The organism is Pseudomonas sp. Pso3, from assembly GCF_055393275.1.
In genome coordinates, this window is record NZ_AP043687.1 from 3997823 (window position 1) to 4021207 (window position 23385).

The window sequence follows — 23385 nt, forward strand, 5'->3', positions numbered from 1 at the left end:
GCGCCATGATCCTTGCCAAACGCCTGAAGAATCTCCCGGTCGGCCGCAAGTTGCTGGCTGCCCTGCTGGTGATGATGATCGCGGTGCTGGTGGTGGCCAATGTGACCTTTATCAGCGCCGCCTACTGGATCTCCCAGGAGAGCGTGGCGCCCCAGGCGCTGCAGACCCTGGGCCGGCTGTTCGCCAGCCCGGTGCTCAGCCGCGAGGTGCTGGCCTCGCCGGCGGCGGCCGAGGTGCAGCTGCGCCAGCTGGACGGCTATGCGCCGCTGCGCCTGGCCGCGGTCTACGACAGCCAGGGCCAGCGCCTGGCCGAGTTGCACAATGGCGATCGCCTGCAGGTGCCGGCGCGCTTCGAAGAGCTGCAGACCTGGCGCCTGCGCGAATTCCGCACCAATCTGCTGGTGGAGCTGCCGCGTCCCGAGGGCGCTCCCGGGCATCTGCTGCTGGTGGCCAGCAGCGAACTGCCGGGGGCCTTCTACCGCGGCACCCTGACCGCCAGTCTGGCGATCCTGACCTTCAGTATCCTGCTCTGGCTGGTGGTGGCGCGGCAGATCAAGAGACTCATCACCCTGCCGATCCGCGAACTGGAAGAACTCTCGCGCCAGGTGACCCGCGAGGAAAACTATTCCTTACGCGCCAGCAAGGGCAGCGAAGACGAACTGGGCCGCCTGGCGGAATCCTTCAACACCATGCTCGGCCGCATCCAGGGCCGCGAGCAGCAACTCAAGCGCGCCCGCGACGACGCCCAGTACGCGGTGCTTCAGGCCCAGAGCCTGGCCGAGGAGACTCGCCGCTCCAACCGCAAGCTGGAGCTGGAGGTGCAGGTCCGCGGCAAGATCGAGAAGAAGCTCACCGGCTTCCAGAACTACCTCAACAGTATCATCGACTCCATGCCCTCGGCACTGATCGCCGTGGACGAGCAGTTCTACGTCACCCAGTGGAACCAGGAGGCCACCCACCTCTCCGGCACCCAGCTGGACGAGGCCCTGAACCAGCCGGTGTTCCTGGCCTTTCCTTCGCTCAAGCCGTTCCTGCCGCAACTGAGTCGCACCGCCGAATTGCTGCGGGTGGAAAAGGTGGAGCGGGTGACCTGGGCGCTGACCGATACCCCGCGGCACTACACCCTGACCTTCTACCCGCTGATGGGCGGCGCCGGGCGTGGCGTGGTGATCCGCATCGACGACATCACCCAGCGCCTGAACATGGAAGAGATGATGGTGCAGTCGGAAAAGATGCTCTCGGTGGGCGGCCTCGCCGCCGGCATGGCCCACGAGATCAACAATCCGCTCGGCGCCATCCTGCACAACGTGCAGAACATCCGCCGGCGGCTGTCGCCGGAGTTGCCGAAGAACGTCGAGCAGGCCGCCGAATCCGGTGTCGAGCTCAATGCGGTGAACTGCTACCTAGAGAGCCGGCAGATCCCGCGGCTGCTCGACGGCATCCACCAGGCCGGCAGCCGCGCGGCCAAGATCGTCAGCCACATGCTGGCCTTCAGCCGGCGCAGCAATCGCAAGATGGAAGCCAGCGAATTGCCGCCGCTGATCGACCAGGCCATCGAGATCGCCGGCAACGACTTCGACCTGGCCGAGGGCTTCGACTTCCGCACCCTGTCGATCATCCGCGAATTCGATCCGGCGCTGGGACCGGTGCCGGTGATCGGCAACGAACTGGAGCAGGTGCTGCTCAACCTGCTGAAGAACGCCGCCCAGGCCATCCACCTGCGCGACGACGAGGAAGAAGGCGAATACGGCCGCATCACCTTGCGCACCAAGCTGCGCGGCGGCTGGGCCGAGATCCAGGTGGAAGACAACGGCATCGGCATCCCCGAGGACATCTGCAAGCGCATCTTCGAGCCCTTCTTCACCACCAAGGAGGTGGGCCAGGGCACCGGTCTGGGCCTGTCGGTGTCGTATTTCATCATCACCAACAACCACAAGGGGCAGATGGAGGTGCACTCCACGCCTGGCGTAGGGACCTGCTTCACCCTGCGCCTGCCCCTCGTCCAGGCCGACTTCGACGCGGCCTAGGACCTCATCAGGAGCTGCGCCATGGGTTTTCGCCTCACCGAGATCTACACCCGCCAGGGCGACGCCGGCGACACCGGCCTGGCCGACGGCAGCCGGGTACCCAAGGACCATCCGCGCATCGAGGCCATCGGCGCGGTGGATGAGCTCAACAGTGCCCTGGGTCTGCTGCTCGCCGAGCTGGCCGAGGATGCCCGCCTGGCCGAGGTGAGCGAGCTTCTGGCGCCCTGTCAGCACCGCCTGTTCGACCTCGGTGGCGAACTGGCCATGCCCAGCTATCGCGCCCTGCAACCGATGGAGATCGAACGCCTGGAGGGCGCCATCGATCGCTGGAACGCCGAGCTGGGGCCGCTGGAGAACTTCATCCTGCCCGGCGGCTCGCGCGCCGTGGCCCAGGCCCATGTCTGCCGCACCCTGGCGCGCAGCGTCGAGCGCCGCTGCCGCAGCCTGCATGCGGTGGAGCCGCTGGAGGGCCAGGGCCTGCCCTATCTCAATCGCCTGTCCGACCTGCTGTTCGTCGCCGCCCGCATCGTCGCCCGGCGCCAGGGGGTGAGCGAGGTGCTCTGGCAGGCCGCGCGGCCATGAGCGCGCCGGCCGCGCCCGCCGCGCCACCGCCGCGCCGCCACGAGGGGCTGCTGGCGCTCTGGGACGGCCTGATCCTGATCCTGGTCTGCGTGAACCTGGCGCTGATCCTGTTCGACAGCCTCTATGCCCTGGGACCGCTCAACCAGGCCCTGGCTGCGGTGCTGCCCGGCTTCCACGCCTTCTATGGCGAACGCATCCACGCCCACTTCACCCGCATCGACCTGGTGTTCGTCGCCTTCTTCATCGCCGACGTGCTGCTCGGCTGGCTGGTGGCGGTGATCGAACGCCGCCATGCGCGCTGGTACCACTACCCCTTCATCCACTGGTACGACGTGCTCGGCTGCATCCCCCTGGGCGGCTTCCGCCTGCTGCGGGCGCTGCGCATCGTCTCGCTGCTGCTGCGCCTGCAACGCCTGGGGCTGATCGACATGCGCGGCTGGCGGCCCTATCGGCTGTTCAACCACTACTACCAGCTGCTCATGGAAGACCTGTCCGACCGGGTGATGATCAAGATCTGCGGCGAACTGCAGGACGAACTCAACACCCGCGACGACTTCTCCCAAAGCGTGATCGACCGGGTGATCCGCCCGCGCAAGCAGCGACTGATCGACGGCATGGCGCTGCGCATCCAGACCATGGTGGAACAGGGCTATAGCCAGAATCGCGCCACCCTAGAGCGCCTGGTTGGCGCCGTGGTGCAACGCGCCCTGGACGAGAATCCCGACCTGGCCCGGCTCAAGCGCCTACCCATGGGCGAGCGACTGGCCGACACCCTGGACGGGGTGCTCACCGACATCGTCAACGGCCTGGTCAGGGAAGCGGCGGCCAGCCTGCGCACCCGCGACTTCCGTGCCCTGGCCAGTCGCCTGGCCGATCACGGCTTCGATCAGAGTCTGCCCAGCGGCGCCCAGGACAATGCCCTGGACGAGGTACTGGTGGAGATTCTCGAGGTGTTCAAGCAGAAGGTCCTGCAGCGCCGGCTCGATCAACTCGATGGCGAGCTCTGGCCGCAGGAATGGCAGCGCAGCGAAATCGATCCGATCAACGCGCCCCGGCGCTGATCTGCTGCTGCAGATTCTGCACCTGGGTCTGCAGGGTGGTGATGTTGCGGGTGGTCTGCAGGCGGAAGGCGTCGAATTCCTTGCTGTCCGGGCCCACCGGGCGCGCATCCAGCTCGCTGCGCAGCACCAGCAGGTCCTGTTGCATCTCACCCAGGGCCTGATTCTGGGCACTGGGCTTCTTCAGCGCGGCGATGTCGGCCTGCAGCGCCTTGTTCTGCGCGGTGAGGCTGGCGACCTGCTCGGTCAGGCTGGCGGTCTGCGCCAGGCCGTTCTTCAGCGCGGCCTGCTCATCGGCCAGGGCCTTGAGGCGGGTATCCACCTCGCCACTGCCGGTCTGCACCGTCTGGACCGCGGTGGAGAGATTCTGCAGACGGTTGTCCTGGGCCTGCTGGTTGTCCGTCACCCCCTGCTGCTGGCGGGTGAGTTCGGCGACCTTGGTCTGCAAGGTCTTGACCTGCAGCAGCAGCGCCTCGCGACTGGTGGTACCGGAGGATTCGCTTTCCACCAGCTTGCCGGAGATGTCCCTCAGGCGACCCTGGGCGTCTTCGCTGATGCGCGCGAAGTTTTCCTGGGTGGCCACCACCTGCTCCTGCATCAGCACCAGTTGCTGATGACTCCACCAGGCGACCCCGGCCAGGGCCAGAGTCAGGGCCGCGACCAGCACCCACAGCGGCGCGGTGGACGGGCCACGGCGTACCGCGCGCGCATGACCGGCCGTGGGCTCGCGATAGACCTCCTCGGCTTCGACCGACCGGCGACCCGCGGGACGGCGATCGTCACGCTCCGGCGTCAGACTCGGGACGTTATCCATTTCATCGAGAAGATCGTTGCGCATGGCAGACCTGTGAGCAAAGGCAGGAAGACGAAATCGCGGCCAGTATAACGGCCGTCGGCGCCGACGCGAGGCCGTGCGCGGACGGATTCACCCCGGGAGCGTGCGCGGAAACGCAGTCTGCGCCGATAGCAAAGCGCCAGCATGCCATATCCCGAGTGCCTTTGGTGCGGCGCTAGACCGGGCCGCTGCGGGCCTGGGGCGCCCGCGGGCGATATTCTTCCAGGGCGTCCCAGGAGCTGGCCTCGGGCAGGTAGCCGAAGGCCGCCTGGGCGGCGCGGATGTCCAGGGTGAAGGGGCTGTCGAGCAGCTCGGGCCAGCGCGACTCGTGACCCGGGGTGCGCAGGCGGGCATAGAGACGCCGGGGATCGAAGGCCTTGCGCTCGACCACCGGCGGCAACTCGAAGCGCCGCAGCAGGAAGTTGATCGCATCCCAGCACACCAGCGGCTGGCCATCGCTGAGGTTGAAGACCTTGCCCTGGGTGGCGGCCGGTTGCCTGAGCAACAAGGTCACCAGGGCCTTGCGCAGATTGCCGGCGCTGGTGAAGTCCCAGCGATTGAGGCCGTTGCCGCTGCGGCCCAGCTGCCTGGCCTTGGCCCTTTCCAGCAACCAGCGCGCCCAGTCGCGATCGGCCAGGCCGAGCACCTGGGCCGGCCGCAACACCGTGACCTGGGGGCCGAATTCGCCGGCGGCCAGGGCCAGGCGCTCCAGTTGCAGCCGGCGCTGGGCCTCGCGGCTGGCGGGCTTGGCCGGCACCTGGTCTTCCTTGAGCGCTTCGCCGCCCCGCTCGTAGACGCGGGCGGACGAGACATAGACGAATTGCGCGACCTGCTGCTGCAGGGCGGCTTCGATCAGCACCTGGCCGTGGTCGAGATCGGCCGCGCTCGGCACGCCGGCCACATCGGTACAGTGGGCGATGGCGTCGATGTCGTCGCACAGCGCCACCACCTGCGCGGGCTGGTCGAGCAAGGCCGGGTGATAGTCGGCGCCGCGCTCGACCAGGGCGTCCAGGGTCGCGCCGGGGCGGCCGTGCACCCGCACCAGTTGGCCGCGGTCGAGCAGGTCGCAGGCCAGGCCCGCACCGAGCGGCTCGCTGGCGCCCGTGATCAAGATACGCATGTCGCTGGGATTCCCGAAGCTGTCCGCGGTCGCCCGGGGCGACCAATCCGCCAGTGTAACCAAAGCCTTCGACAGGCGCCGCTAGTCACGCACCAGCCACTGGCCGGCGACCTGCTCGAGATGCCGGGTCAGGGCCTGCAAGGCGGCGCCGCCATTGCGCCAGTGATGCCAGAACAGCGGCACGTCCACCCAGTGACCGGGCGCCAGATCCACCAGCGCGCCGCGCGCCCGGGCGGCCGCGCTCTGGATATCCGGCAGGAGGCCCCAGCCGATGCCGCCCAGGGTCATCTGCAGAAAGCCCTCGGCGGAAGGACAGAGGTGGTAGTCGAAGGTCTGGGTGACGCCGAGCTGCTCCAGATAGCGATGCTGCAGGCGATCATCCGGGCCGAAGACGATGGCCGGCGCCCGTGCCAGGGCCTGGGGATCCGGCAATGCGGCCAGTTGCCGAGCGCGGAATTCCGGACTGGCCAGGGCCCGGTAGCGCATGGCGCCCAGGGCGCTGACCCGTGCGCCGGCCAGCGGCTGGCCGTTGGCGCAGAGGCAGGCCGCCACCTCGCCGGCGCGCATCCGTCGGAGCACCACGTCCTGGTCTTCCACCACCAGATCCAGCAACACCCGCTGTGCCCGGACCCAGGGGCCGACCGCCAGCGGCCACCAGTTGGCCAGGCTGTCGGCGTTAAGGGCGATGCGCAGGCGCTGCGGCGCCTCTTCGGCCAGACCCGGCACCTCGCTGCCCAGATCGGCTTCCAGTAGCCGCACCTGCTGGATATGGCGCAACAGCCGCAGACCCGGCGCCGTCGGCTGCGGGGGTGTCTCCCGCACCAGCACCGCCTGGCCGACCCGGGCTTCGAGCAGCTTGATGCGCTGGGACACCGCCGATTGCGACAGCCCCAGGCGCCGCGCCGCCCGCTCGAAACCGCCCTCTTCCACCACCACTGCCAGGGCTTCCAGCAACTTGTAGTCGATCATCGATTCAGCTAATGCTGCATAAGGAATATTGGTTTTTCTTATACACCTGGACGCGGCAAGGTGGCAGCCAATCCAGCACGACAGGGCACCACTTCCGCAATGAACAGCTACGTCACCGGCCTCCTGACCATGGCCAGTCTCATCATGGCGCTGGGCGCGCAGAACACCTATCTGCTGGCCCAGGGGCTGCGCCGCGAGCACCATCTGGCCATCGCCGCCTTCTGCCTCACCTGCGACGTGATTCTGGTGGCCGCCGGGGTACTGGGCCTGGCCGCGCTGATCCAGCACAGTCCGTTGCTGGTGGATATCCTGCGCTGGGGCGGCGCGGCCTTTCTGCTCTGGTATGGCGCCCAGGCATTGCGTCGGGCCTGGCGGCCGGCAGCCATGGGCACCCTGGCCGCGGCGGAGCCACGCAGCAGGCGGCAGGCGCTGCTCGCCGCCGCGGCGGTCTCGCTGCTCAATCCCCATGTCTATCTGGACACGGTGCTGCTGGTGGGCTCCCTGGGCAGCCAGCAGGCCGCGCCCCTGGCCTATGTGTTCGGCGCGGCCACGGCCTCCATGCTGTGGTTCTTCGGCCTCGCCCTGGTCGCCGCCTGGGCCGCGCCCTACCTGGCCCGCCCAGGGGTGTGGCGGTTGATCGATCTGCTGGTGGCCGGGGTGATGTTCGCCGTCGCCGCCCAGTTGCTGGTCTCGACCTGAGGCTGGCCTTCCCCGGGCGAGCGCCCTAAGCTGCGGCTCTGCGTTTCCTGTCGAGAGTCCTCATGCCCTTCGCCCGCTCGCTCCGCAGTCAGAGCCTGCTCCTGTTCGGCGGCAGTCTGCTGCTGATGCTGCTGATCGCCCTGGCCGGCTTCGGCCTGCTCTCCCGCGAGTTGCATCGCTACCAGCACCTGATCGAAGGCCCGCTGGAGCGCCTGGTGGAGATCGACGACACCCACCTGATCTTCAAGATCCAGGTCCAGGAGTGGAAGAATTTTCTTCTGCGCGGCGGCGATGCCACGACGGCCGAGCGCTACTGGCAGGCCTTCCTGACCCGCGAGGCGGAGGTCGACCGGCGTCTGCAGCAACTGACCGGCAGCGTCGATCCCGATCTGCAACCGCGGCTCCAGGCGCTGCGGGCCCAGCACCAACGCCTGGGCGAGCGCTATCGCGCCGGCCAGGCCGCCTATCTCGCCCATGATCGCGATCCGCGTCGCGGCGATGCCGAGGTCCGTGGTATCGACCGCGAGACCGCCGAGGGCTTCGCCGCCCTGGTCGACGACCTGCACGGACGCACCGCCGCGCAGATCGCCGCCATCCGCGCCGAGGCGCAGCGCGACATCCTGCTCGCCGGCCTCGCCCTGCTGCTCTGTGGCGGCGGCCTGCTGTTCCTCGGGATACGGCTGGTGGAGCGGCGGCTGGTGGATCCGCTGGTGGCCTGCGCCCGGCAACTGGGGCTGCTGGCGCGCGGGCGTTTCGGCGAGCGCCTGCCCGGCGGCCGCGATGACGAAATGGGGCGCCTGGTCCTCAGCACCAATCTCCTGCGCGACGCCGCCGTGCAGCACACCCACGACCTGCGCCACCAGGCCGGCGAGGTGGGCGCCCTGAGCGCGCTGCTGGCCAGTCAGCTGGTGACCGAGCCGGGACAGCCGCCGCGAGAGGTCGATCCGCAGGTGCTCAAGGACGTCAGCCGCCGTCTCGCCGACATCGCCGGCGATTTAAAGGAGGCCGCCACCCAGCGGCAGGACTGAGCTCCGCCGCTAGAGCTGCGCCGGCACCTCGCGCCACGCGCCCGGCGCCAGATCGTCCAGCGTCCAGGGGCCGATGCGGACGCGCACCAGGCGCAGGGTCGGCAGGCCCACCGCGGCGGTCATGCGCCGCACCTGGCGATTGCGCCCTTCGCGAATGGTCAGCTCGATCCAGGCGGTCGGCACGCTCTTGCGAAAGCGTACCGGCGGATCGCGCTCCCAGAGCGCTGGCGGCTCCGCCAGCAGGCGCGCCTCGGCCGGCAGCGTGGGGCCGTCATTGAGGTCGACGCCCTGGCGCAGGCGCTGCAGCTGCTCTTCTCCAGGTGTGCCCTCCACCTGGGCCCAGTAGGTCTTGGGCAGCTTGTGCCGGGGATCGGCGATACGCGCCTGCAACTGGCCATCGTTGGTCAGCAGGAGCAGGCCTTCGCTGTCGCGATCCAGGCGGCCAGCGGGATAGACGCCCGGCACCTCGACATAGGCCTTGAGGGTCGCGCGGCCGTCGGCGTCGGCGAACTGGGTGAGCACGTCGAAGGGCTTGTTGAGCAGCAGCAACCGCGGCGTGACCGGCGGTGCCTTGGCCTGGCGCCGCGGACGCTGGCCGGGGGTGGAACGGGTATTTCGCGACATGGGGATCGACGGCGGCTAGCCAAAGGGTAATCTGGACCGCCCAGTCTATTCGTCCGAGGTCCCATGCGCATCTTTCGTCCGCTGTGGCTGATCCACCTGCTGACCCTGGCCGGTTGCGCCTCCTCCGCCTACGAGGGTCCGCGCTCCGATCACTTCGACGGCGAGCGCTTTCACAACCTGGCGCCGCGCGAAGACAAGAGCCTCTGGACCCTGCTGAAATGGCAGTTCACCCGCACCCGTCCCGAGTGGACCTGGCAGGACGGGCCGGCCGTACCGACGCGGCCAGTGGCCCGGGTCGAGGGTGGCGAATTGCGGGTGACCTTCGTCAACCATGCCACCCTGCTGATCCAGCATCAGGGTCTCAACATCCTCGCCGATCCGGTGTGGTCGGAGCGGGTCAGTCCCTTCAGCTTCATCGGTCCGCGACGCTATCACGCGCCGGGCGTGGCCCTGGACGACCTGCCGCCGCTGGACCTGATCTTCGTCAGCCACAGTCACTACGACCACATGGACCTGGCGACGCTGCGGCGCCTGGCCGAGCGCGCGCCCCTGACGCCGGTGGTGACGCCCCTCGGCAATGCCGAGCTGATCCGCCGCGAGACCGGTTTCGTCACCGTCAGCGAGCTGGACTGGTGGCAGAGCCTGCCGCTCAAGGACGGCGTGCGCCTGCACCTGGTGCCGGGCCAGCACTGGTCGGCGCGCAGTCGCTTCGACACCAACCGCCGGTTGTGGGGCGGCTTCGTACTGGAAGCGCCGACCGGACCGGTCTATTTCGCCGGTGATACCGGCTGGGGCCCGCACTTCGCGCAGATCCGCGAACGCCTGGGCGCGCCACGCTTCGCCGCCCTGCCCATCGGCGCCTATGAACCGCGCTGGTTCATGCGGGACAGCCATCTGAATCCCGACGATGCGGTACGTGCTCATCAGGCGCTGGGCGCCGTCAGCAGCCTGGGCATCCACTTCGGCACCTTTTCCCTGAGCGACGAAGAACAGTTCGCCCCGCCCCGCGACCTGGCCCACGCCCGCGCCCTGCATGGCCTGGCGGACGAGGCGTTCCGGACACTGGCACCGGGCGAGATCTGGTCGGTGCCCTGAGGTCAGCCGCCGACCTTTGCTGCTTCGATCAAAGGTGGCAAGGAGGAGGCGCTGAGCCAATCCATCAGGGTGGCTCTCATACCGACTCCCCAATGCTGGTCATAAAGCATCCAGGCCCCGGTAATCACGATGGCCCAGAGAATGCTGAACAGCGAGCCGACCAGAAAGTATTCGGCAAAGTCCCGCTGATCCAGCTCCTTGAAGCGAGCGACGGTCTTGAGCGCTATCACCGCCGCGAGGATTTCCCAGCTGTTGCTTAGCAGTCCCGCAGCCAACACCAGACGTTCGAGCCAGCCGATGAGGCGTCCCGCGGAAAAGGCGCCATCGCTGGACGCGCCTGGCATTCTTGGCCGTGTCATGCGGATGAGCATCCTGCGACACAAGACATTGCCAAGCTCGGTCAACAGGGCCAAGGCGAAGAGCGTATAGGCCAGTGCATGCAATCCTTGCAGCAACCCGTTCATTGCTCAGCCTCCCTGCGATCCAGATCCGCCAGCACTTCCAGCACGGCATTCCACTGTTGGCTATAGGCGTCGAAGTGACCGGAGGTGCGTACCTTGTAGATGCTATGGACCGACACCTGACGCTGCTCTGCCAGCTCCGCGGGTAACTGTCCGTTCAACAGTGCCGCGATGTCGCTCAATTGACGTTGCGTCCAACCCTTCTCGATAACCGTCAAGCCAACCCCTAGTGCATCGAGAGTGGTCTCCAACAGCGGCTCCTGAGGCAGCGAGAAACCATAGCGGCAGAGCGCGCGCTTTTCGTTTAGCTTGTGCCGACTGCGGCTAAGACCCGGCCCCATCATGTTCCAGGCCTGCTGCGGATTCACAGCCGTTTCTATCCGGGCCAGCCCCAGCACGAAACGGCAATCGATACCACGCTGCAGGAGATCCAGCCTGATGTCACGCAACAGCCGAGCGCCGGCATTCAGGGACGTCACCAAGCCCTGAAATTCGTCTCCAAGGGTGATGGTCAACGGTGATGCCAGGACGTCGGCATAACGCCTGTTGCACTGCACGACCGCTTCATTGAAAGCCTTGTGTAACTGCGCGATATCGGCAGCGTGCTCGCTATGCACCAGGTCGCCCATTACTACCGCGAGTGTCCTGGCAGTTATTTCCTGTTTTGGGGTCATTTTTCGCGATGTAACCATAAAAGGGTCAATCGCTTCTTTTTACCCAAAAACGGTGCGACTCGCCTAGCGCTAAATGTCATCAGTAATCAGCAGGGCAAGAGACAAAAGCAGCCAGGACGCTTGAGGATGCCCTCAACACCTCGCTGCTCCCGCCCATTAATTCAGGTTATTCCACCAGCCCCTTGTCCCAGAGTCGTACCAGCTCGCTGGGCGCGCGGTCCTCGGGAATCAGCAGGGTCAGTTCGTCCTGCTGCTCGGCGGGCTGGGGACGGAAGCGCAATTCCACCTTGAAGTAGCGCTGATCGCCCCGCCCGACCTGGGTCGGTTCGCCGGATTCCGGCAGGCAGCGTTCCAGCACCGAGCAGATGCGCCCGCGCTGGGCGCTGTCGTACTGGCCGAATTCGATCTCCCGCGGCTTGCTCAGCGCGTGCAGGGGCGCGAAGCCGCCCTGTCGCGAGAGTCGCACCACGGTGTCCTTGCCCAGCGGGGGAAGTTCGCGCATTGCCCTGCTCCTCTAGATGAGAGTGACGCCCACGCCGGCCCAGGCCTCTTCGACCGCACGGACCTCCGCCGACTCGGCACCGAAGCGGCGACCGGCATTGGAGACGGTCAAACGGGCGAAGGCGGCGAAATCCGCATCGTTGGCCAGGCGACTGTCGCACAGGGTGTCGTACCAGATCGGCCCGGCCTTTTCCCAGGCGTAGCCACCCAGGGCCATCGCCGCCAGGTAGAAGGCCCGGTTGGGAATGCCCGAGTTGAGGTGGACACCGCCGTTGTCTTCGCGGGTCTCGATGTAGTCGCGCATATGCCCGGGCTGGGGGTCCTTGCCCAGGGTCGGATCGTCGTAGGCGGTACCCGGCTCGGCCATGGACCTCAGGCCCTTGCCGTTGATCTTCTTGGTCAGCAGCCCGGCGCCGATGATCCAGTCCGCCTCGGCGGCGGTCTGCTTGAGTTCGTACTGCTTGACCAGGATGCCGAAGACGTCGGAGACCGATTCGTTGAGCGCGCCGGACTGATTGAAGTACACCAGGCCCGCCTCGCTCTCGGTGACGCCATGCACCAGTTCGTGGGCGATGACGTCCAGGGCGATGGTGAAGCGGTTGAAGATCTCGCCGTCGCCATCGCCGAACACCATCTGCTCGCCGTTCCAGAAGGCGTTCTGGTAGTCCTGGCCATAGTGGACGGTGCCGGCCAGTGGCAGGCCCTGGCCATCGATGGAATTGCGCCCGAACACCTCGTTGAAGAATTTGAAGGTGGCACCCAGGTAGTCGTAGGCCTCGTCCACCGCCACATCGCTCAGTGCCGGCTGCCCCTCCTGGCGCACCAGACGCCCGGGCAGCTGCATGGCGTTGCCGGCATCGAAGATGCTGCGCTGCGGACTGGCGTCATCGGTACGCGGCAGCGGCCCGACCGGTGCCTGGCGCACGCCGGGGCGCCCGGGATTGTGCAGCAGACTCTGGACATGACTCAGGGTGGTCAGGGCGCAGGAACGCTGGTGTTCGTCGCCATGATCGATGATGCGGCCAAGAATGTAGGGGGGAATCACCCCCTGGTAGGTGCCCGGGTTACAAGACATGCGCGCCCTCCTCCTCTGGGGGACAGAGTCCCCGATCACCGCAGCGTGCGGTCCGTGTTTCTTGGACCACGAAACGACCAGACGGCTCCCGCCTCTTCACCCGGAGGCAGGCTTCTGGTACAAAGGCACCCCACGCGGGCGTCGTATAATGGCATTACCTGAGCTTCCCAAGCTCATGACGAGGGTTCGATTCCCTTCGCCCGCTCCAGATCCAGACGGCCTCCAATCAGTCCTTGCGGACACGCTGATTGGGGGCCGTTGCGTTTCCGGGCCCTGCCAAAGGGGTTTCGCGCGCGAAACCTACCCCGCCACCAATCCCTTCACCCGCTGCGCCAAGGCCTCCACCGCGAAGGGCTTGGTCAGGATCGCCATGCCCGGCTCCAGGTGGCCGTCGCTGAGCAGCGAGGTTTCGGCGAAGCCGGTGATGAACAGCACCTTGAGCGCCGGGCGGCGGACGCGGGCGGCGTCGGCCAGCTGGCGGCCGTTCATGCCGCCGGGCAGGCCGACGTCGGTGACCAGCAGGTCGATGCGCGCATCGGAGTGCAGCACCTCCAGGCCGCCGGCGCCATCGGCGGCCTCGATGATGACGTAGCCCAGTTCGCGCAGCAGATCGGTCACCAGCATGCGCACCGTGGGTTCGTCGTCGACCACCAGCACCGTGGCATTGGCGCCCTCCAGCAGACAGGGCTGACCGTCTGCCAGAGGCGAGCCGCACGGCCGCTCCACCGGTCGCAGGGGCAGATACAGGCAGACGGTGGTGCCTTCGCCGGGTGTCGAGCGCAGCCGCAGCTGGCCGCCAGACTGGCGGGCGAAGCCATAGATCATCGACAGCCCCAGGCCTGTGCCCTGCCCCATGGGCTTGGTGGTGAAGAAGGGCTCGAAGGCCTTGGCGGCGACTTCCGGCGTCATGCCGCTGCCGCTGTCGGTCACGCTCAGATGCAGATAACGCCCGGGGGCCAGTTCGAAGTCGCGGGTATCCGCTTCGCCAAGGGTGCGATGACTGGCGGCGATGAGGATGCGCCCGCCCTTGGGCATGGCGTCGCGGGCGTTGATGCACAGGTTGAGCAGGGCGTTCTCCAGCTGGGACTGGTCCACCAGCAGGGGCTGGTCGTCCGGCAGGCTGCTGAATTGCACCTGGATGGCCGGTCCCACGGTGCGCTGCACCAGGTCGAGCAGGCCGCCTACCAGCTGGTTGACCTCGGTGGCTTCCGGGGCCAGGGTCTGGCGGCGGGCGAAGGCCAGCAGCCGGTGGGTCAGGGCCGCGGCGCGCTTGGCGCTGCTCTGGGCAGCCGTCAGGTATTTTTCCAGCTCGGTGAAGCGCCCCTGGCCAATTCTCAGGCTCATGAGGTCGAGGCTGCCCGAGATCCCGGCGAGCAGGTTGTTGAAATCGTGGGCCAGGCCGCCGGTGAGTTGCCCCACGGCTTCCATCTTCTGCGACTGGCGCAGGGCCTCTTCCGAGCGGCGCAATTCTTCGGTGCGCTCTTCGACCCGCTGCTCGAGGGTAGCGGTCAGGTCCCGCAGGTCCGCCAGGGCACGGTCACGCTCGTCGGCCAGGGCCCGGCGGGCGTCCACGTCCAGCAGCACGCCGGGAAAGCGCAGCGGGGTGCCATCCGACGCCAGTTCGACGTGGCCGTTGGCCTCCAGCCAGTAGTAGCGGCCGTCACTGCGGCGGACCCGGTACTGGTGGGCATAGCGGCCACCACGGCCGATGACGTCGGCGATGGCCGCGGCCAGGCCGGCCTGGTCGTCCGGATGGACGGTGGCCACCACCTGCGCCAGGCTCAGGCCATCGCGCCCCAGGGCCGGGTCGAGGCCGAAGTTGATGGCGAAGGCCTCGTCGACGGTGAACCTGTCGGTGGGCAGATCCCAGTACCAGGTGCCGATGATGGCGCCGGCGGCGAGGGCCAGCTGCACGCGCTCGGCGGCGGCCAGCACGCTGCTCTCCGCGGCGCGGGCGCTATCGAGCTCGTCGATGCGTGCGGAAAGCTCCTGTTCGAGGGTCAGGTTGTGCCGCCGCAGGGCGGCCTCGGCCACATCGCGCTGACGGTGGGCCTGAACACTGGCGGTGGTCTCGGTGGTGATGTTGAGCATGCCGACGATGCGCTCGCCATCGCGCAGCGGGCTGTAGGAAAAGCTCCAGTAGGTGTCCTCGGGATAGCCGTTGCGGGTCATCACGAAGTGCTTGTCGACGAAGTGCAGCGCCTCGCCGGCCAGCGTCCGCGCGATCAGCGGCGCGATCTCGTCCCACAATTCCGCCCAGACCTCATTGATCGGCTGCCCCAGGGCGGCCGGATGGCGGGCGCCGAGAAAGGGGGCGTAGGCCTGGTTGTAGATCAGCGTCTGCTCGGCGCCCCAGGTGGCGCACATGGCGAAGGGAGACGCCATCAGCAGGTCGTAGGTGGTCCGAAGGGCCACGGGCCAGCTGGCGCGCGCGCCCAGTGGCGTGGTTTCCCAGGCGAAACTTTCGAGATAGGACAAGGGACGACTCACTGGCAGAGGCACGGAGGGATCTCGTGGCCGTCCGGGCCTGCCGCAAGGCGCCCGGATGCCCATGATAGGCAGGTACGCAAGCCCCCTGCCAGTACCGCGATCCATCGCTGGCGCCGCCCTGCCCATCCGAGGCGGGACCGGGCCTGCGGCATGCTGTCCCGGTGAAACGACTGGCACCGGCGCCGTGCATCTCTTACCGTGTGGCCCCCGCTGTCGCTGTCAGGTATCCGCTCGTCATGTCCGCGTCTCCCACCCCGCCCGAGGGGCTGCAACGCAGCCTGTCCAATCGCCATCTGCAACTGATCGCCATCGGCGGCGCCATAGGCACCGGCCTGTTCATGGGTTCGGGCAAGACCATCGCCCTGGCCGGCCCCTCGATCCTGCTGGTCTACCTGATCATCGGCAGCGCCCTGTTCTTCGTCATGCGCGCCCTGGGCGAATTGCTGCTGTCGGATCTGGAGTACAAGTCCTTCATCGACTTCTGCACCGATCTGCTCGGGCCCTGGGCCGGCTTCTTCTGTGGCTGGACCTACTGGTTCTGCTGGATCGTCACCGCCATCGCCGATGTCATCGCCATCGCCGCCTATGCCCAGTTCTGGTTTCCCAGCCTCGCGCCCTGGATCCCGGCGCTGCTCTGCGTGCTGCTCCTGCTGGGTCTGAATCTGGTCACGGTGCGACTGTTCGGCGAACTGGAATTCTGGTTCGCACTGATCAAGATCGTCGCCATCTGCGCCCTGATCGTCACCGGCTTCGGCCTGGTGCTCTGGGGCTTCCAGTCGCCCTCGGGCAACGTCGCGAGCCTCGCCAACCTGTGGAACGACGGCGGCGTCTTTCCCATGGGGCTGGGCGGTTTCTTCGCCGGTTTCCAGATCGCCGTCTTCGCCTTCGTCGGTATCGAGCTGGTGGGCACCACCGCCGCCGAGACCGCCGATCCGCGGCGCAACCTGCCGCGGGCGATCAACTCCATTCCGGTGCGCATCCTGGTGTTCTATGTGCTGGCGCTGGTGGTGATCATGGCGGTGACGCCCTGGCGCCAGGTGGTGCCGGACAAGAGTCCCTTCGTCGAACTCTTCGTGCTGGCCGGCGTGCCCATGGCCGCCAGCCTGATCAATTTCGTGGTGCTGACCTCCGCTACCTCCTCGGCCAACAGCGGCATCTTCTCCACCAGCCGGATGCTCTATGGCCTGGCCCGCGAAGGCCATGCGCCACGCGGCCTCACCCGCCTCTCGCGGGCGGCGGTGCCGGCGCGTGGCCTGGTGCTGTCCTGCCTGTGCCTGCTGCTGGGTACGGTGCTGATCTACCTGATCCCCAACCTGGTCACCGCCTTCACCCTGGTCACCACCCTGGCCGCGGTGCTGTTCATGTTCGTCTGGTCGCTGATCCTGCTGGCCTGGCTGGCCTACCGCCGCAACCGTCCGGAGCGCCATGCCGCCTCGGTCTTCCGCCTGCCCGGCGGGCGCTGGGTGTGCTACGGGGTGCTGGCCTTCTTCGCCGCGGTGCTGGTGCTGCTGACCCTGCAGGACGACACCCGCCAGGCGCTGCTGGCCAGTCCGCTGTGGTTCCTGCTGCTGGGGGTGGGCTACTGGTGGCGCGGGCGGCGGGTGGTACGCGCCGGCTAGCCGGACGCTGACCGCTCAGCCCAGCGTCCAGAGTTCATCGAGCCGGGTGGTGTAGCGCGGGCTGAGCAGGTCGCGGCGCATCTGCCAGGCGGGATCGCGCGGGATCCGCGCCGGTCTCAGGGTCTCGCGACCGAACCGGCCGTTGATGGCGTCCAGGGTCGCCATCAGCCGGGCCGCGGCCGGATCCGGGGCGGCGGCGAAGAGATCCGCCGCCACCTCGCTACGGCCGCAGAGATCGAGCAGCAGCACCTCGGCCTTGGCGTAGCCGAAGCCGTCGCGAAAGATCTCGCGCAGGCCCGCCTGGGCCTGGTCGTTGAGCACCCGGGTGTCGTCGCTGGGCACCGGCAGGTTGAGCAGGGCGGCATTGGCGTAGCGGCCTTCGTCGGCGCCGTGCATGCCGGTCTGGATGCTGACCCTCAGGGTGCGACAGAGCGAACCCTGGGCGCGCAGCTTTTCCGCAGCCCGCGCGGTGTAGCTGGCCACCGCCTCGGCCAGGGCGCCGAACTGATACTGGCGGCGACCGAACATGCGACTGCAGCAGATGGTCTGCCGGGGCGCTTCCAGTTCCTCCAGGCTCAGGCAGGCCAGACCGCGCAATTCCCGCGCGGTCTTTTCCAGCACCACGCTGTAGCGCTGGCGCAATGACCAGGCGTCCTGCCCGGCCAAGTCCCAGGCCGTGCTGACCCCCTCCCCGCGCAGCCGCGCGGCCAGGCGCCGGCCGACGCCCCAGACGTCTTCGATGGGCGAATGCCTGAGCACCCAGTCATGCACCGCCGGATCGCGCAGATCCAGCACCCCGCCGGTGCGCTCCGGCCAGCGCTTGGCGGCTGCATTGGCCAGCTTGGCCAGGGTCTTGGTGCCAGCGATGCCGACGCTGACCGGGATGCCCGTCCACTTCTGCACCCGGGCCTGCAGGCGATGGCCGAGGGCGTCCAGGGGTTCGGGCAGGCCGGCCAGATCGGCGAACACCTCGTCGATGCTGTAGCGCTCCAGGCGCGGCACCAGGGTCGCCAGGGTGCGCATCACCCGGTCGCTGAGATCGCCATAGAGGGCATAGTTGGAACTGAAGGCCGTCACTTCGCCGCGCCGGGCCAGTTCGCGCACCTGGAACCAGGGCGCCGCCATGGCGATGCCCAGGCGCTTGGCCTCGGGCGAACGGGCGATCACGCAGCCGTCGTTGTTGGACAGCACCACCACCGGGCGCCCGGCGAGATCGGGGCGGAAGACCCGCTCGCAACTGCAATAGAAGGCGTTGCAGTCGATCAGCGCCAGCACCGATTCAGCCATGGCCGAAACGCCTCAGGCTGTGGGTGGCCACGCCCCAGACCTCGAAGTCGTCGCGCTCGCCGATGACCAGGGGGGCATAGGCGGGATTTTCCGCCAGCAGGACGAAATTGGCGCCGCGCCGACCGAGGCGCTTGAGGGTGGGTTCGCGATCGCGCACCGCCACCACGATGTCGCCGACCCGTGCCGGCCGGGCGCGATCGACGATCACCAGGTCGCCGGCAAAGATGCCGGCGCCGGTCATGCTGTCGCCACTGACCTGGATGACATAGGTGTGGGGCGCGCGCAGGTCGACCAGCTCGTCCAGCGAGACCTGGCGCTCCAGATGATCCTGGGCCGGCGACGGGAAGCCGCACGGCAGGCGAAAATCATAGAGCGGCAGCCGGGTGTCGGACGATTCCAGGCAACCCAGGACGGTAACGGACATGACAAGGCGCTCCTGCGGATAACTGTCTATTTATACAGTTATCCGCAGCTGCCGTGTTGTAAAGTCCGACCTAATCTGCGCCGATGAGCGGCGCCGTCAGGCGCTGAGGCGGAAGCGCGAGACGATGCCGCGCAGGTCCTGGGAGAGGCCGGCGAGGCGTTCGGCGGTACCGGCATCGGACTCGATACCGGTCAGGACCTGCAGGGTGCTGGCGCGGATGCCGGTGGTGTTGCGGTTGATGTCTTCGGAGACCGCAGCCTGCTGTTCCGCGGCGCTGGCGATCTGCACATTGACGTCGACGATGCGCTCCACCGCGGCGCCAATGCTGGTCAGGCTGACGCTGGCCTGCTCGGCCGCCGCGACGCCGGTCAGGGCATGGCCGCGGCTGGCCTGCATCTGCCCGACGGCCTCGCCGGTGGCGGCCTGCAACTGCTCGATGATGCGGCGGATTTCCTCGGTGGAGGTCTGGGTGCGCGAGGCCAGGGTGCGGACCTCGTCGGCCACCACGGCGAAGCCGCGGCCCTGCTCGCCGGCCCGAGCGGCCTCGATGGCGGCGTTGAGCGCCAGCAGGTTGGTCTGCTCGGCGATGGTGCGGATCACCGCGATGACCCCGCCGATGGCCTGGCTGTGGGTTTCCAGGGCCGCGACCTTGGTGGCGCTGAGGTCCACCTCGGCGGCCAGGGCCTCGATGGCCTGTTGCGTCTGCTGCATCACCCGGGTGCCTTCCCGGGTGGCCTGATCGGCCTGCTGGGCCGCGGCCACGGCGCCTTCGGTGTTGTTGGCGACGTCCGCCACGCTGGCGGTCATCTCGGTGATGGCGGTGGCCACCTGATCGGTCTCGCCCTGTTGCGTCTGCATGGTCGAACGGGCCTGGCCGATGGAGCCGGCCAGGGACCCCGAGGCCTCGGCCACCGCGCTGGAGGCCTGATCCACCTCGCGCAGCGAGCGACCGAAGGCCTCCAGCATCGCGTTCAGGCTACGGCCGATGTCGGCGATCTCGTCACGCCCGAGCAGGGCGGCGCGGCGACTCAGATCGCCCTGGGCGGCGGCGGCGGTCACCCCGACCAGTTCGGCGATCCCCAGGCGCAGGGCCTGGTAGATGCCGGCGAAGGTATAGGCCAGCAGCAGCAGGGCGCCCAGGATCATGCCCACGACCAGATTACGCAGCGTGGTCGCATGCGCCAGACGCTCGGCCAGCAGCTGGGAGAGCTGACCCTGCGCTTCCTCCTGCACCTTGTAGTAGCGGGCGACCACGGCATTGCCCTGGGCACCCAGGGCGCGACCGGAAACCGTACCCTCATTGGTCATGGCCGCCTGCATGCCCTGACGGAAGTTGGCATAGTCGTCCGCCGCCTGGGCCAGGGAGCCCTTGAGGCGCTGGGCCAGCTCCGGCGCCTGCCGCGCCAGGAGTCTGAGGCCCTGCTCCAGTTCGTCGGCGCTCTGCCGTTCCTGGTTCACCACGCTGCGCGCCAGATTCAGACTGGCCGGATCGAAGCGGTTGGTGGCACTCAGGCCGAAGGCCAGGCCGCGCAGCTGGCCGATGAGGTTGATTTCCCGCGGCAGGCGCACGGAGGTGATGTCGATGAGAAAGAGGCTGGTGTAATCCGAATCCAGCGCCAGGCCGGAGGTGGCCGACACGTAATAGAAGAGATTGAGGGTCTGGGTCAGCTGCTCGTTCCAGGCCTCGAATCCCTCCAGCGGGGTGCCGGTGGCTCCCTGCATCAGGCGCTCGGCGCCTCGCCGCAGCTGGCTCAGGCGATCGCCGGTTTCCAGCTGGGTGCCGAGTTCGCGATCCAGCCGGCCGAGGTCGTCATAGGCCTTGAGCAGGTTGTCACGGTTGTTCTGCCAATCCTGCTGGGCCGAGGCATCGCCATCCTGGAGTCGCTTGGTCAGGGCGCGCTGCAACATGCTCAGGCGGGCGACCGGCGTCAGTTGCGTCAGATAGCGCTGACCGTCGATTTCCTGGGCCAGACCGACCCGCTGTTCCTGGATATCCTGATAGAGATAGACGCTGAGAAACACCAGGGGCACCAGGATGATGGCCGCCAGGCAGGCGAATTTGGCGGGGAATCTCAGGCGATTCATTAGGCTTACGACAGGGGTCAACAGATTCATGGCGGGCTCACGGGCGGCAGAGGGGGTCACTTGGGCTGTACCGCCCAATTTGTGACGTAATAGACAGAGTTTTCTGTAACAGTTCTATCGCTATCGGCCTGCCGTCTCGCTTATATGGCCCTTTGCCACTCGACGGTCGAAAGGCGTCTCCCAACGGTCGCAGGATGGCTCTAGCATGCATGATGTAGTGATTCTCAATGCCCTTGTGCTGGATGGTCGCGACCGTCCGGGCCGGGTTCTCGACGTGGCGATTGCCGGCGAGCGTATCCAGGCACTCGGTCAGTTGGCCGGGCAACCGGCACGGGAGGTCCGCGATGGCCGCGGCCTGGCGCTGGCGCCCGGCTTCATCGATGTCCATACCCATGACGACACCATGGTCATCCGCCGCCCCGAGCAACTGCCCAAGCTCAGTCAGGGGGTCACCACCGTGGTGGTCGGCAACTGCGGCATCAGCGCCGCCTCGGTGCGGTTGCGTGGCGAGCCGCCGGATCCGCTGAATCTGCTGGGCCCGGCCGCGGCCTTCAGCTATCCCACCTTTGCCGCCTACCGGGCGGCGGTGGAGCAGGCCCGTCCCGGCGTCAACGTCGCCGCCCTGGTCGGGCACACGGCGCTGCGCAGCAATCACCTGGACGATCTCCAGCGCGCCGCCACCCCTGCCGAGATCGCTGCCATGCGCGCCGAATTGCGCGACAGCCTGGCCGCTGGCGCTCTGGGGCTCTCCACCGGCCTGGCCTACGCCTCCGCCATGGCGGCGCCAACCGCCGAGGTTGCCGCGCTGGCCGCCGAGCTGGACGCCGTGGGCGGACTCTATGCCACCCACTTGCGCAGCGAATTCGCCGCGGTGCACGAGGCCCTGGACGAAGCCCTGGACATCGGTCGCCAGGCCCGGGCGCCGGTGGTGGTGTCCCACTTCAAGTGCGCCGGGGTGGACAACTGGGGCCGCGCGCCGGAGTTGCTCGGCGCCCTGGCGCGGGCCGCCCACGGACAGCCGGTCGGCTGCGACTGCTATCCCTATGCCGCCAGCTCCTCCACCCTGGATCTCAAGCAGGTCACCGACCGCCACCGCATCACCATCACCTGGTCCACCCCGCATCCCGAGTGCGGCGGCCGCGACCTGGCCGCCATCGCTGCCGACTGGGGCCTGGACCTAGAGACCACCGCGCGCCGCCTGCAACCGGCCGGTGCCGTCTACTACGGCATGAGCGAGGCCGACGTGCGCCTCATCCTCGCCCATCCGCTGAGCATGATCGGTTCCGATGGCCTGCCCGAGGACCCCTTCCCCCATCCGCGGCTCTGGGGCGCCTTCCCGCGGGTGCTCGGTCACTTCAGTCGCGACCTCGGCCTCTTTCCCTTGCACACCGCCGTGCACAAGATGACCGGCCTCTCCGCCGCCCGCTTCGGCTTGGCGGGTCGCGGCCTGATCGAGCCCGGCGCCCAGGCGGACCTGGTGCTGTTCGACCCCGCCCGCATCCGCGACGTGGCCGACTTCAGCGAGCCGCAACGGCCTGCCGAAGGCATCGAAGCGGTCTGGGTGAATGGGCAACTGGCCTATGCACCGGGGCAGGCCATTGGCGAGCGTCATGGTCGCTTCCTGCCGCGCGCCGGGGATCTGCGGTCGACCTTCCCACGTTCCGCTTGAGCGCTACCAGGTAACGCCTCCAGCTGGTGCATCCCCGTTACCTTCCGCCACCTCCCGGTGCCCCCTGGCGCACCGGGAACCCCTTCGGCTGCCTGTCCCCCGTGCCAAGCCCTTGATTTGCAACGTCATGCGAATAGCTGGCACAGTCGCTGCAATCTATTCCGTTGTTACGAACACACTTCCGCTATAACGGAAAAGGAGATACGCGATGACAGGCAAGACGAAGGGGTGGAAAACGCTGGCGCTGCTGGTCGGCCTGGTCGCCATGACCGGCGCCCAGGCGGCCAAGCTGGATGACGTGCTCAAGCGCGGCCATCTGGTCGTGGGCACCGGCAGCACCAATGCGCCCTGGCACTTCCAGGGCGCCGACGGCAAGTTGCAAGGCTTCGATATCGATATCTCCAAGGTCATCGCCAAGGGCCTGTTCAACGATCCGGAAAAGGTCGAGTTCGTCGTCCAGGGCTCGGATGCGCGCATCCCCAACCTGCTCACCGACAAGGTCGACATCAGCTGCCAGTTCATCACCGTGACCGCCAGCCGCGCCCAGCAGGTGGCCTTCACCCTGCCCTACTACCGCGAAGGCGTGGCCCTGCTCCTGCCGGCCAACAGCCGCTACCAGCAGATCGACGACCTCAAGGCGGCCAAGGGCGACCTGACCGTGGCCGTGCTGCAGAACGTCTATGCCGAGGAACTGGTGCACCAGGCGCTGCCCGGCGCCAAGGTCGACCAGTACGACAGCGTCGACCTGCTCTACCAGGCCCTGGGCACCGGCCGCGCCGACGCCGTGGCCACCGACCAGTCCTCGGTCAAGTACCTGATGACCCAGAATCCCGGCCGCTACCGCTCGCCCGACTATGCCTGGAGTCCCCAGACCTACGCCTGCGCGGTCAAGCGCGGCGACCAGGACTGGCTGAACTTCGTCAACACCGCCCTGCACGAGGCCATGACCGGTGTGGAATTCCCCACCTATCAGGCGTCCTTCAAGAAGTGGTTCGGCGTCGAGCTGCCCTCTCCGGCGATCGGCTTCCCCGTCGAGTTCAAGTGATCCTGGCCCCGGCGCGGT

At 67.8% G+C, this 23385-nt stretch carries 21 protein-coding genes and 1 tRNA gene; 10 read left to right on the forward strand and 12 right to left on the reverse strand.

The window, feature by feature from the left end:
- Window positions 1–5: 5 nt before the first annotated feature.
- From ACZ5R1_RS18790 to ACZ5R1_RS18800, 3 genes are read left to right on the forward strand one after another with little or no spacing between them, the layout of a single operon-like run.
- Window positions 6–2027 (forward strand): sensor histidine kinase, encoded by a 2022-nt coding sequence (locus ACZ5R1_RS18790; protein ID WP_027598529.1) that lies wholly within the window; start codon window positions 6–8, stop codon window positions 2025–2027.
- 21 nt (window positions 2028–2048) lie between these two features.
- The gene (locus tag ACZ5R1_RS18795; RefSeq protein ID WP_115946773.1) at window positions 2049–2609 is read left to right on the forward strand and encodes a cob(I)yrinic acid a,c-diamide adenosyltransferase; all 561 of its coding nucleotides are present in this window, start codon (window positions 2049–2051) and stop codon (window positions 2607–2609) included.
- Window positions 2606–3670, forward strand: a complete 1065-nt coding sequence (locus tag ACZ5R1_RS18800) for a hypothetical protein (RefSeq protein WP_044342167.1) — start codon at window positions 2606–2608, stop codon at window positions 3668–3670. Before ACZ5R1_RS18795 ends, ACZ5R1_RS18800 begins: the two co-directional genes overlap by 4 nt.
- Here ACZ5R1_RS18800 and ACZ5R1_RS18805 read toward each other — a convergent pair.
- The 3 genes from ACZ5R1_RS18805 to ACZ5R1_RS18815 form a co-directional block, all read right to left on the reverse strand.
- Complete coding sequence (locus ACZ5R1_RS18805; protein WP_044342166.1) at window positions 3651–4505, reverse strand: ATPase; 855 nt, start codon at window positions 4503–4505, stop codon at window positions 3651–3653. The two genes, ACZ5R1_RS18800 and ACZ5R1_RS18805, sit on opposite strands and share 20 nt — an antisense overlap.
- 172 nt (window positions 4506–4677) lie before the next feature.
- Window positions 4678–5622 carry an NAD-dependent epimerase/dehydratase family protein gene (locus tag ACZ5R1_RS18810; RefSeq protein ID WP_115946772.1) on the reverse strand — a complete coding sequence of 315 codons (945 nt, stop codon included), beginning with the start codon at window positions 5620–5622 and terminating at the stop codon, window positions 4678–4680.
- An 81-nt stretch (window positions 5623–5703) separates the two neighbouring features.
- Window positions 5704–6591: a LysR family transcriptional regulator ArgP gene (locus tag ACZ5R1_RS18815; protein ID WP_027603021.1), complete on the reverse strand. Its 888-nt coding sequence runs from the start codon at window positions 6589–6591 to the stop codon at window positions 5704–5706.
- Window positions 6592–6690: 99 nt separating this feature from the next.
- Here ACZ5R1_RS18815 and ACZ5R1_RS18820 point away from each other — a divergent pair, with 99 nt between their 5' ends.
- Both ACZ5R1_RS18820 and ACZ5R1_RS18825 read left to right on the forward strand, forming a co-directional pair.
- Window positions 6691–7290: a LysE/ArgO family amino acid transporter gene (locus tag ACZ5R1_RS18820; protein ID WP_464712643.1), complete on the forward strand. Its 600-nt coding sequence runs from the start codon at window positions 6691–6693 to the stop codon at window positions 7288–7290.
- Between the two features lie 62 nt (window positions 7291–7352).
- Window positions 7353–8318 (forward strand): methyl-accepting chemotaxis protein, encoded by a 966-nt coding sequence (locus ACZ5R1_RS18825; protein WP_115946771.1) that lies wholly within the window; start codon window positions 7353–7355, stop codon window positions 8316–8318.
- 9 nt (window positions 8319–8327) lie between these two features.
- Here ACZ5R1_RS18825 and ACZ5R1_RS18830 read toward each other — a convergent pair whose 3' ends face one another.
- Window positions 8328–8942 (reverse strand): pseudouridine synthase, encoded by a 615-nt coding sequence (locus tag ACZ5R1_RS18830; RefSeq protein ID WP_027598522.1) that lies wholly within the window; start codon window positions 8940–8942, stop codon window positions 8328–8330.
- A gap of 63 nt (window positions 8943–9005) precedes the next feature.
- Between ACZ5R1_RS18830 and ACZ5R1_RS18835 the strand changes: the two genes are divergently transcribed.
- Window positions 9006–10037 (forward strand): MBL fold metallo-hydrolase, encoded by a 1032-nt coding sequence (locus ACZ5R1_RS18835; RefSeq protein ID WP_144956046.1) that lies wholly within the window; start codon window positions 9006–9008, stop codon window positions 10035–10037.
- 2 nt (window positions 10038–10039) lie between these two features.
- Here the strand turns inward: ACZ5R1_RS18835 and ACZ5R1_RS18840 are convergent, their stop codons facing one another.
- From ACZ5R1_RS18840 to ACZ5R1_RS18855, 4 genes are all read right to left on the reverse strand, one after another.
- On the reverse strand, window positions 10040–10501 hold the full coding sequence (locus ACZ5R1_RS18840) for a hypothetical protein (RefSeq protein ID WP_027598520.1): 462 nt from the start codon (window positions 10499–10501) through the stop codon (window positions 10040–10042).
- Window positions 10498–11127, reverse strand: coding sequence for a SatD family protein (locus tag ACZ5R1_RS18845; RefSeq protein ID WP_037007319.1), 630 nt, complete (start codon window positions 11125–11127; stop codon window positions 10498–10500). The genes ACZ5R1_RS18840 and ACZ5R1_RS18845 overlap by 4 nt, the downstream gene beginning before the upstream one ends.
- A gap of 211 nt (window positions 11128–11338) precedes the next feature.
- The gene (locus tag ACZ5R1_RS18850) at window positions 11339–11674 is read right to left on the reverse strand and encodes a protealysin inhibitor emfourin (protein WP_007161915.1); all 336 of its coding nucleotides are present in this window, start codon (window positions 11672–11674) and stop codon (window positions 11339–11341) included.
- A gap of 12 nt (window positions 11675–11686) precedes the next feature.
- Entirely contained in the window at window positions 11687–12748 is a 1062-nt protein-coding gene (locus ACZ5R1_RS18855) for a M4 family metallopeptidase (RefSeq protein WP_115946769.1), read from the reverse strand.
- A 134-nt stretch (window positions 12749–12882) separates the two neighbouring features.
- Here ACZ5R1_RS18855 and ACZ5R1_RS18860 point away from each other — a divergent pair.
- Window positions 12883–12956: transfer RNA gene (locus ACZ5R1_RS18860), tRNA-Gly, on the forward strand.
- A 92-nt stretch (window positions 12957–13048) separates the two neighbouring features.
- On the opposite strand, the gene ACZ5R1_RS18865 is transcribed toward ACZ5R1_RS18860, so the two are convergent.
- Entirely contained in the window at window positions 13049–15226 is a 2178-nt protein-coding gene (locus ACZ5R1_RS18865) for a hybrid sensor histidine kinase/response regulator (protein WP_115946725.1), read from the reverse strand.
- Window positions 15227–15474: 248 nt separating this feature from the next.
- Here ACZ5R1_RS18865 and cycA point away from each other — a divergent pair, with 248 nt between their 5' ends.
- Window positions 15475–16857 (forward strand): D-serine/D-alanine/glycine transporter, encoded by a 1383-nt coding sequence (gene cycA / locus ACZ5R1_RS18870; protein WP_027598516.1) that lies wholly within the window; start codon window positions 15475–15477, stop codon window positions 16855–16857.
- Between the two features lie 15 nt (window positions 16858–16872).
- Here the strand turns inward: cycA and ACZ5R1_RS18875 are convergent, their stop codons facing one another.
- The 3 genes from ACZ5R1_RS18875 to ACZ5R1_RS18885 form a co-directional block, all read right to left on the reverse strand.
- Window positions 16873–18144: a Y-family DNA polymerase gene (locus tag ACZ5R1_RS18875; RefSeq protein WP_042136810.1), complete on the reverse strand. Its 1272-nt coding sequence runs from the start codon at window positions 18142–18144 to the stop codon at window positions 16873–16875.
- Complete coding sequence (locus ACZ5R1_RS18880; protein ID WP_027598514.1) at window positions 18137–18568, reverse strand: LexA family protein; 432 nt, start codon at window positions 18566–18568, stop codon at window positions 18137–18139. The genes ACZ5R1_RS18875 and ACZ5R1_RS18880 overlap by 8 nt, the downstream gene beginning before the upstream one ends.
- A gap of 96 nt (window positions 18569–18664) precedes the next feature.
- Window positions 18665–20683, reverse strand: a complete 2019-nt coding sequence (locus ACZ5R1_RS18885; protein ID WP_115946724.1) for a methyl-accepting chemotaxis protein — start codon at window positions 20681–20683, stop codon at window positions 18665–18667.
- Between the two features lie 175 nt (window positions 20684–20858).
- Here ACZ5R1_RS18885 and ACZ5R1_RS18890 point away from each other — a divergent pair, with 175 nt between their 5' ends.
- Both ACZ5R1_RS18890 and ACZ5R1_RS18895 read left to right on the forward strand, forming a co-directional pair.
- On the forward strand, window positions 20859–22322 hold the full coding sequence (locus ACZ5R1_RS18890; RefSeq protein WP_115946723.1) for an N-acyl-D-amino-acid deacylase family protein: 1464 nt from the start codon (window positions 20859–20861) through the stop codon (window positions 22320–22322).
- A 265-nt stretch (window positions 22323–22587) separates the two neighbouring features.
- Entirely contained in the window at window positions 22588–23367 is a 780-nt protein-coding gene (locus ACZ5R1_RS18895; RefSeq protein WP_223855486.1) for a transporter substrate-binding domain-containing protein, read from the forward strand.
- The last annotated feature ends 18 nt before the right edge of the window (window positions 23368–23385 follow it).

Bases quoted from the DNA above. Each gene is read 5' to 3' on its own strand.
- ACZ5R1_RS18790 (WP_027598529.1), top strand. From the start codon at position 6: ATGATCCTTGCCAAACGCCTGAAGAATCTCCCGGTCGGCCGCAAGTTG.
- ACZ5R1_RS18795 (WP_115946773.1), top strand. From the start codon at position 2,049: ATGGGTTTTCGCCTCACCGAGATCTACACCCGCCAGGGCGACGCCGGC.
- ACZ5R1_RS18800 (WP_044342167.1), top strand. From the start codon at position 2,606: ATGAGCGCGCCGGCCGCGCCCGCCGCGCCACCGCCGCGCCGCCACGAG.
- ACZ5R1_RS18805 (WP_044342166.1), bottom strand. From the start codon at position 4,505: ATGCGCAACGATCTTCTCGATGAAATGGATAACGTCCCGAGTCTGACG.
- ACZ5R1_RS18810 (WP_115946772.1), bottom strand. From the start codon at position 5,622: ATGCGTATCTTGATCACGGGCGCCAGCGAGCCGCTCGGTGCGGGCCTG.
- ACZ5R1_RS18815 (WP_027603021.1), bottom strand. From the start codon at position 6,591: ATGATCGACTACAAGTTGCTGGAAGCCCTGGCAGTGGTGGTGGAAGAG.
- ACZ5R1_RS18820 (WP_464712643.1), top strand. From the start codon at position 6,691: ATGAACAGCTACGTCACCGGCCTCCTGACCATGGCCAGTCTCATCATG.
- ACZ5R1_RS18825 (WP_115946771.1), top strand. From the start codon at position 7,353: ATGCCCTTCGCCCGCTCGCTCCGCAGTCAGAGCCTGCTCCTGTTCGGC.
- ACZ5R1_RS18830 (WP_027598522.1), bottom strand. From the start codon at position 8,942: ATGTCGCGAAATACCCGTTCCACCCCCGGCCAGCGTCCGCGGCGCCAG.
- ACZ5R1_RS18835 (WP_144956046.1), top strand. From the start codon at position 9,006: ATGCGCATCTTTCGTCCGCTGTGGCTGATCCACCTGCTGACCCTGGCC.
- ACZ5R1_RS18840 (WP_027598520.1), bottom strand. From the start codon at position 10,501: ATGAACGGGTTGCTGCAAGGATTGCATGCACTGGCCTATACGCTCTTC.
- ACZ5R1_RS18845 (WP_037007319.1), bottom strand. From the start codon at position 11,127: ATGGGCGACCTGGTGCATAGCGAGCACGCTGCCGATATCGCGCAGTTA.
- ACZ5R1_RS18850 (WP_007161915.1), bottom strand. From the start codon at position 11,674: ATGCGCGAACTTCCCCCGCTGGGCAAGGACACCGTGGTGCGACTCTCG.
- ACZ5R1_RS18855 (WP_115946769.1), bottom strand. From the start codon at position 12,748: ATGTCTTGTAACCCGGGCACCTACCAGGGGGTGATTCCCCCCTACATT.
- cycA (WP_027598516.1), top strand. From the start codon at position 15,475: ATGTCCGCGTCTCCCACCCCGCCCGAGGGGCTGCAACGCAGCCTGTCC.
- ACZ5R1_RS18875 (WP_042136810.1), bottom strand. From the start codon at position 18,144: ATGGCTGAATCGGTGCTGGCGCTGATCGACTGCAACGCCTTCTATTGC.
- ACZ5R1_RS18880 (WP_027598514.1), bottom strand. From the start codon at position 18,568: ATGTCCGTTACCGTCCTGGGTTGCCTGGAATCGTCCGACACCCGGCTG.
- ACZ5R1_RS18885 (WP_115946724.1), bottom strand. From the start codon at position 20,683: ATGAATCTGTTGACCCCTGTCGTAAGCCTAATGAATCGCCTGAGATTC.
- ACZ5R1_RS18890 (WP_115946723.1), top strand. From the start codon at position 20,859: ATGCATGATGTAGTGATTCTCAATGCCCTTGTGCTGGATGGTCGCGAC.
- ACZ5R1_RS18895 (WP_223855486.1), top strand. From the start codon at position 22,588: ATGACCGGCGCCCAGGCGGCCAAGCTGGATGACGTGCTCAAGCGCGGC.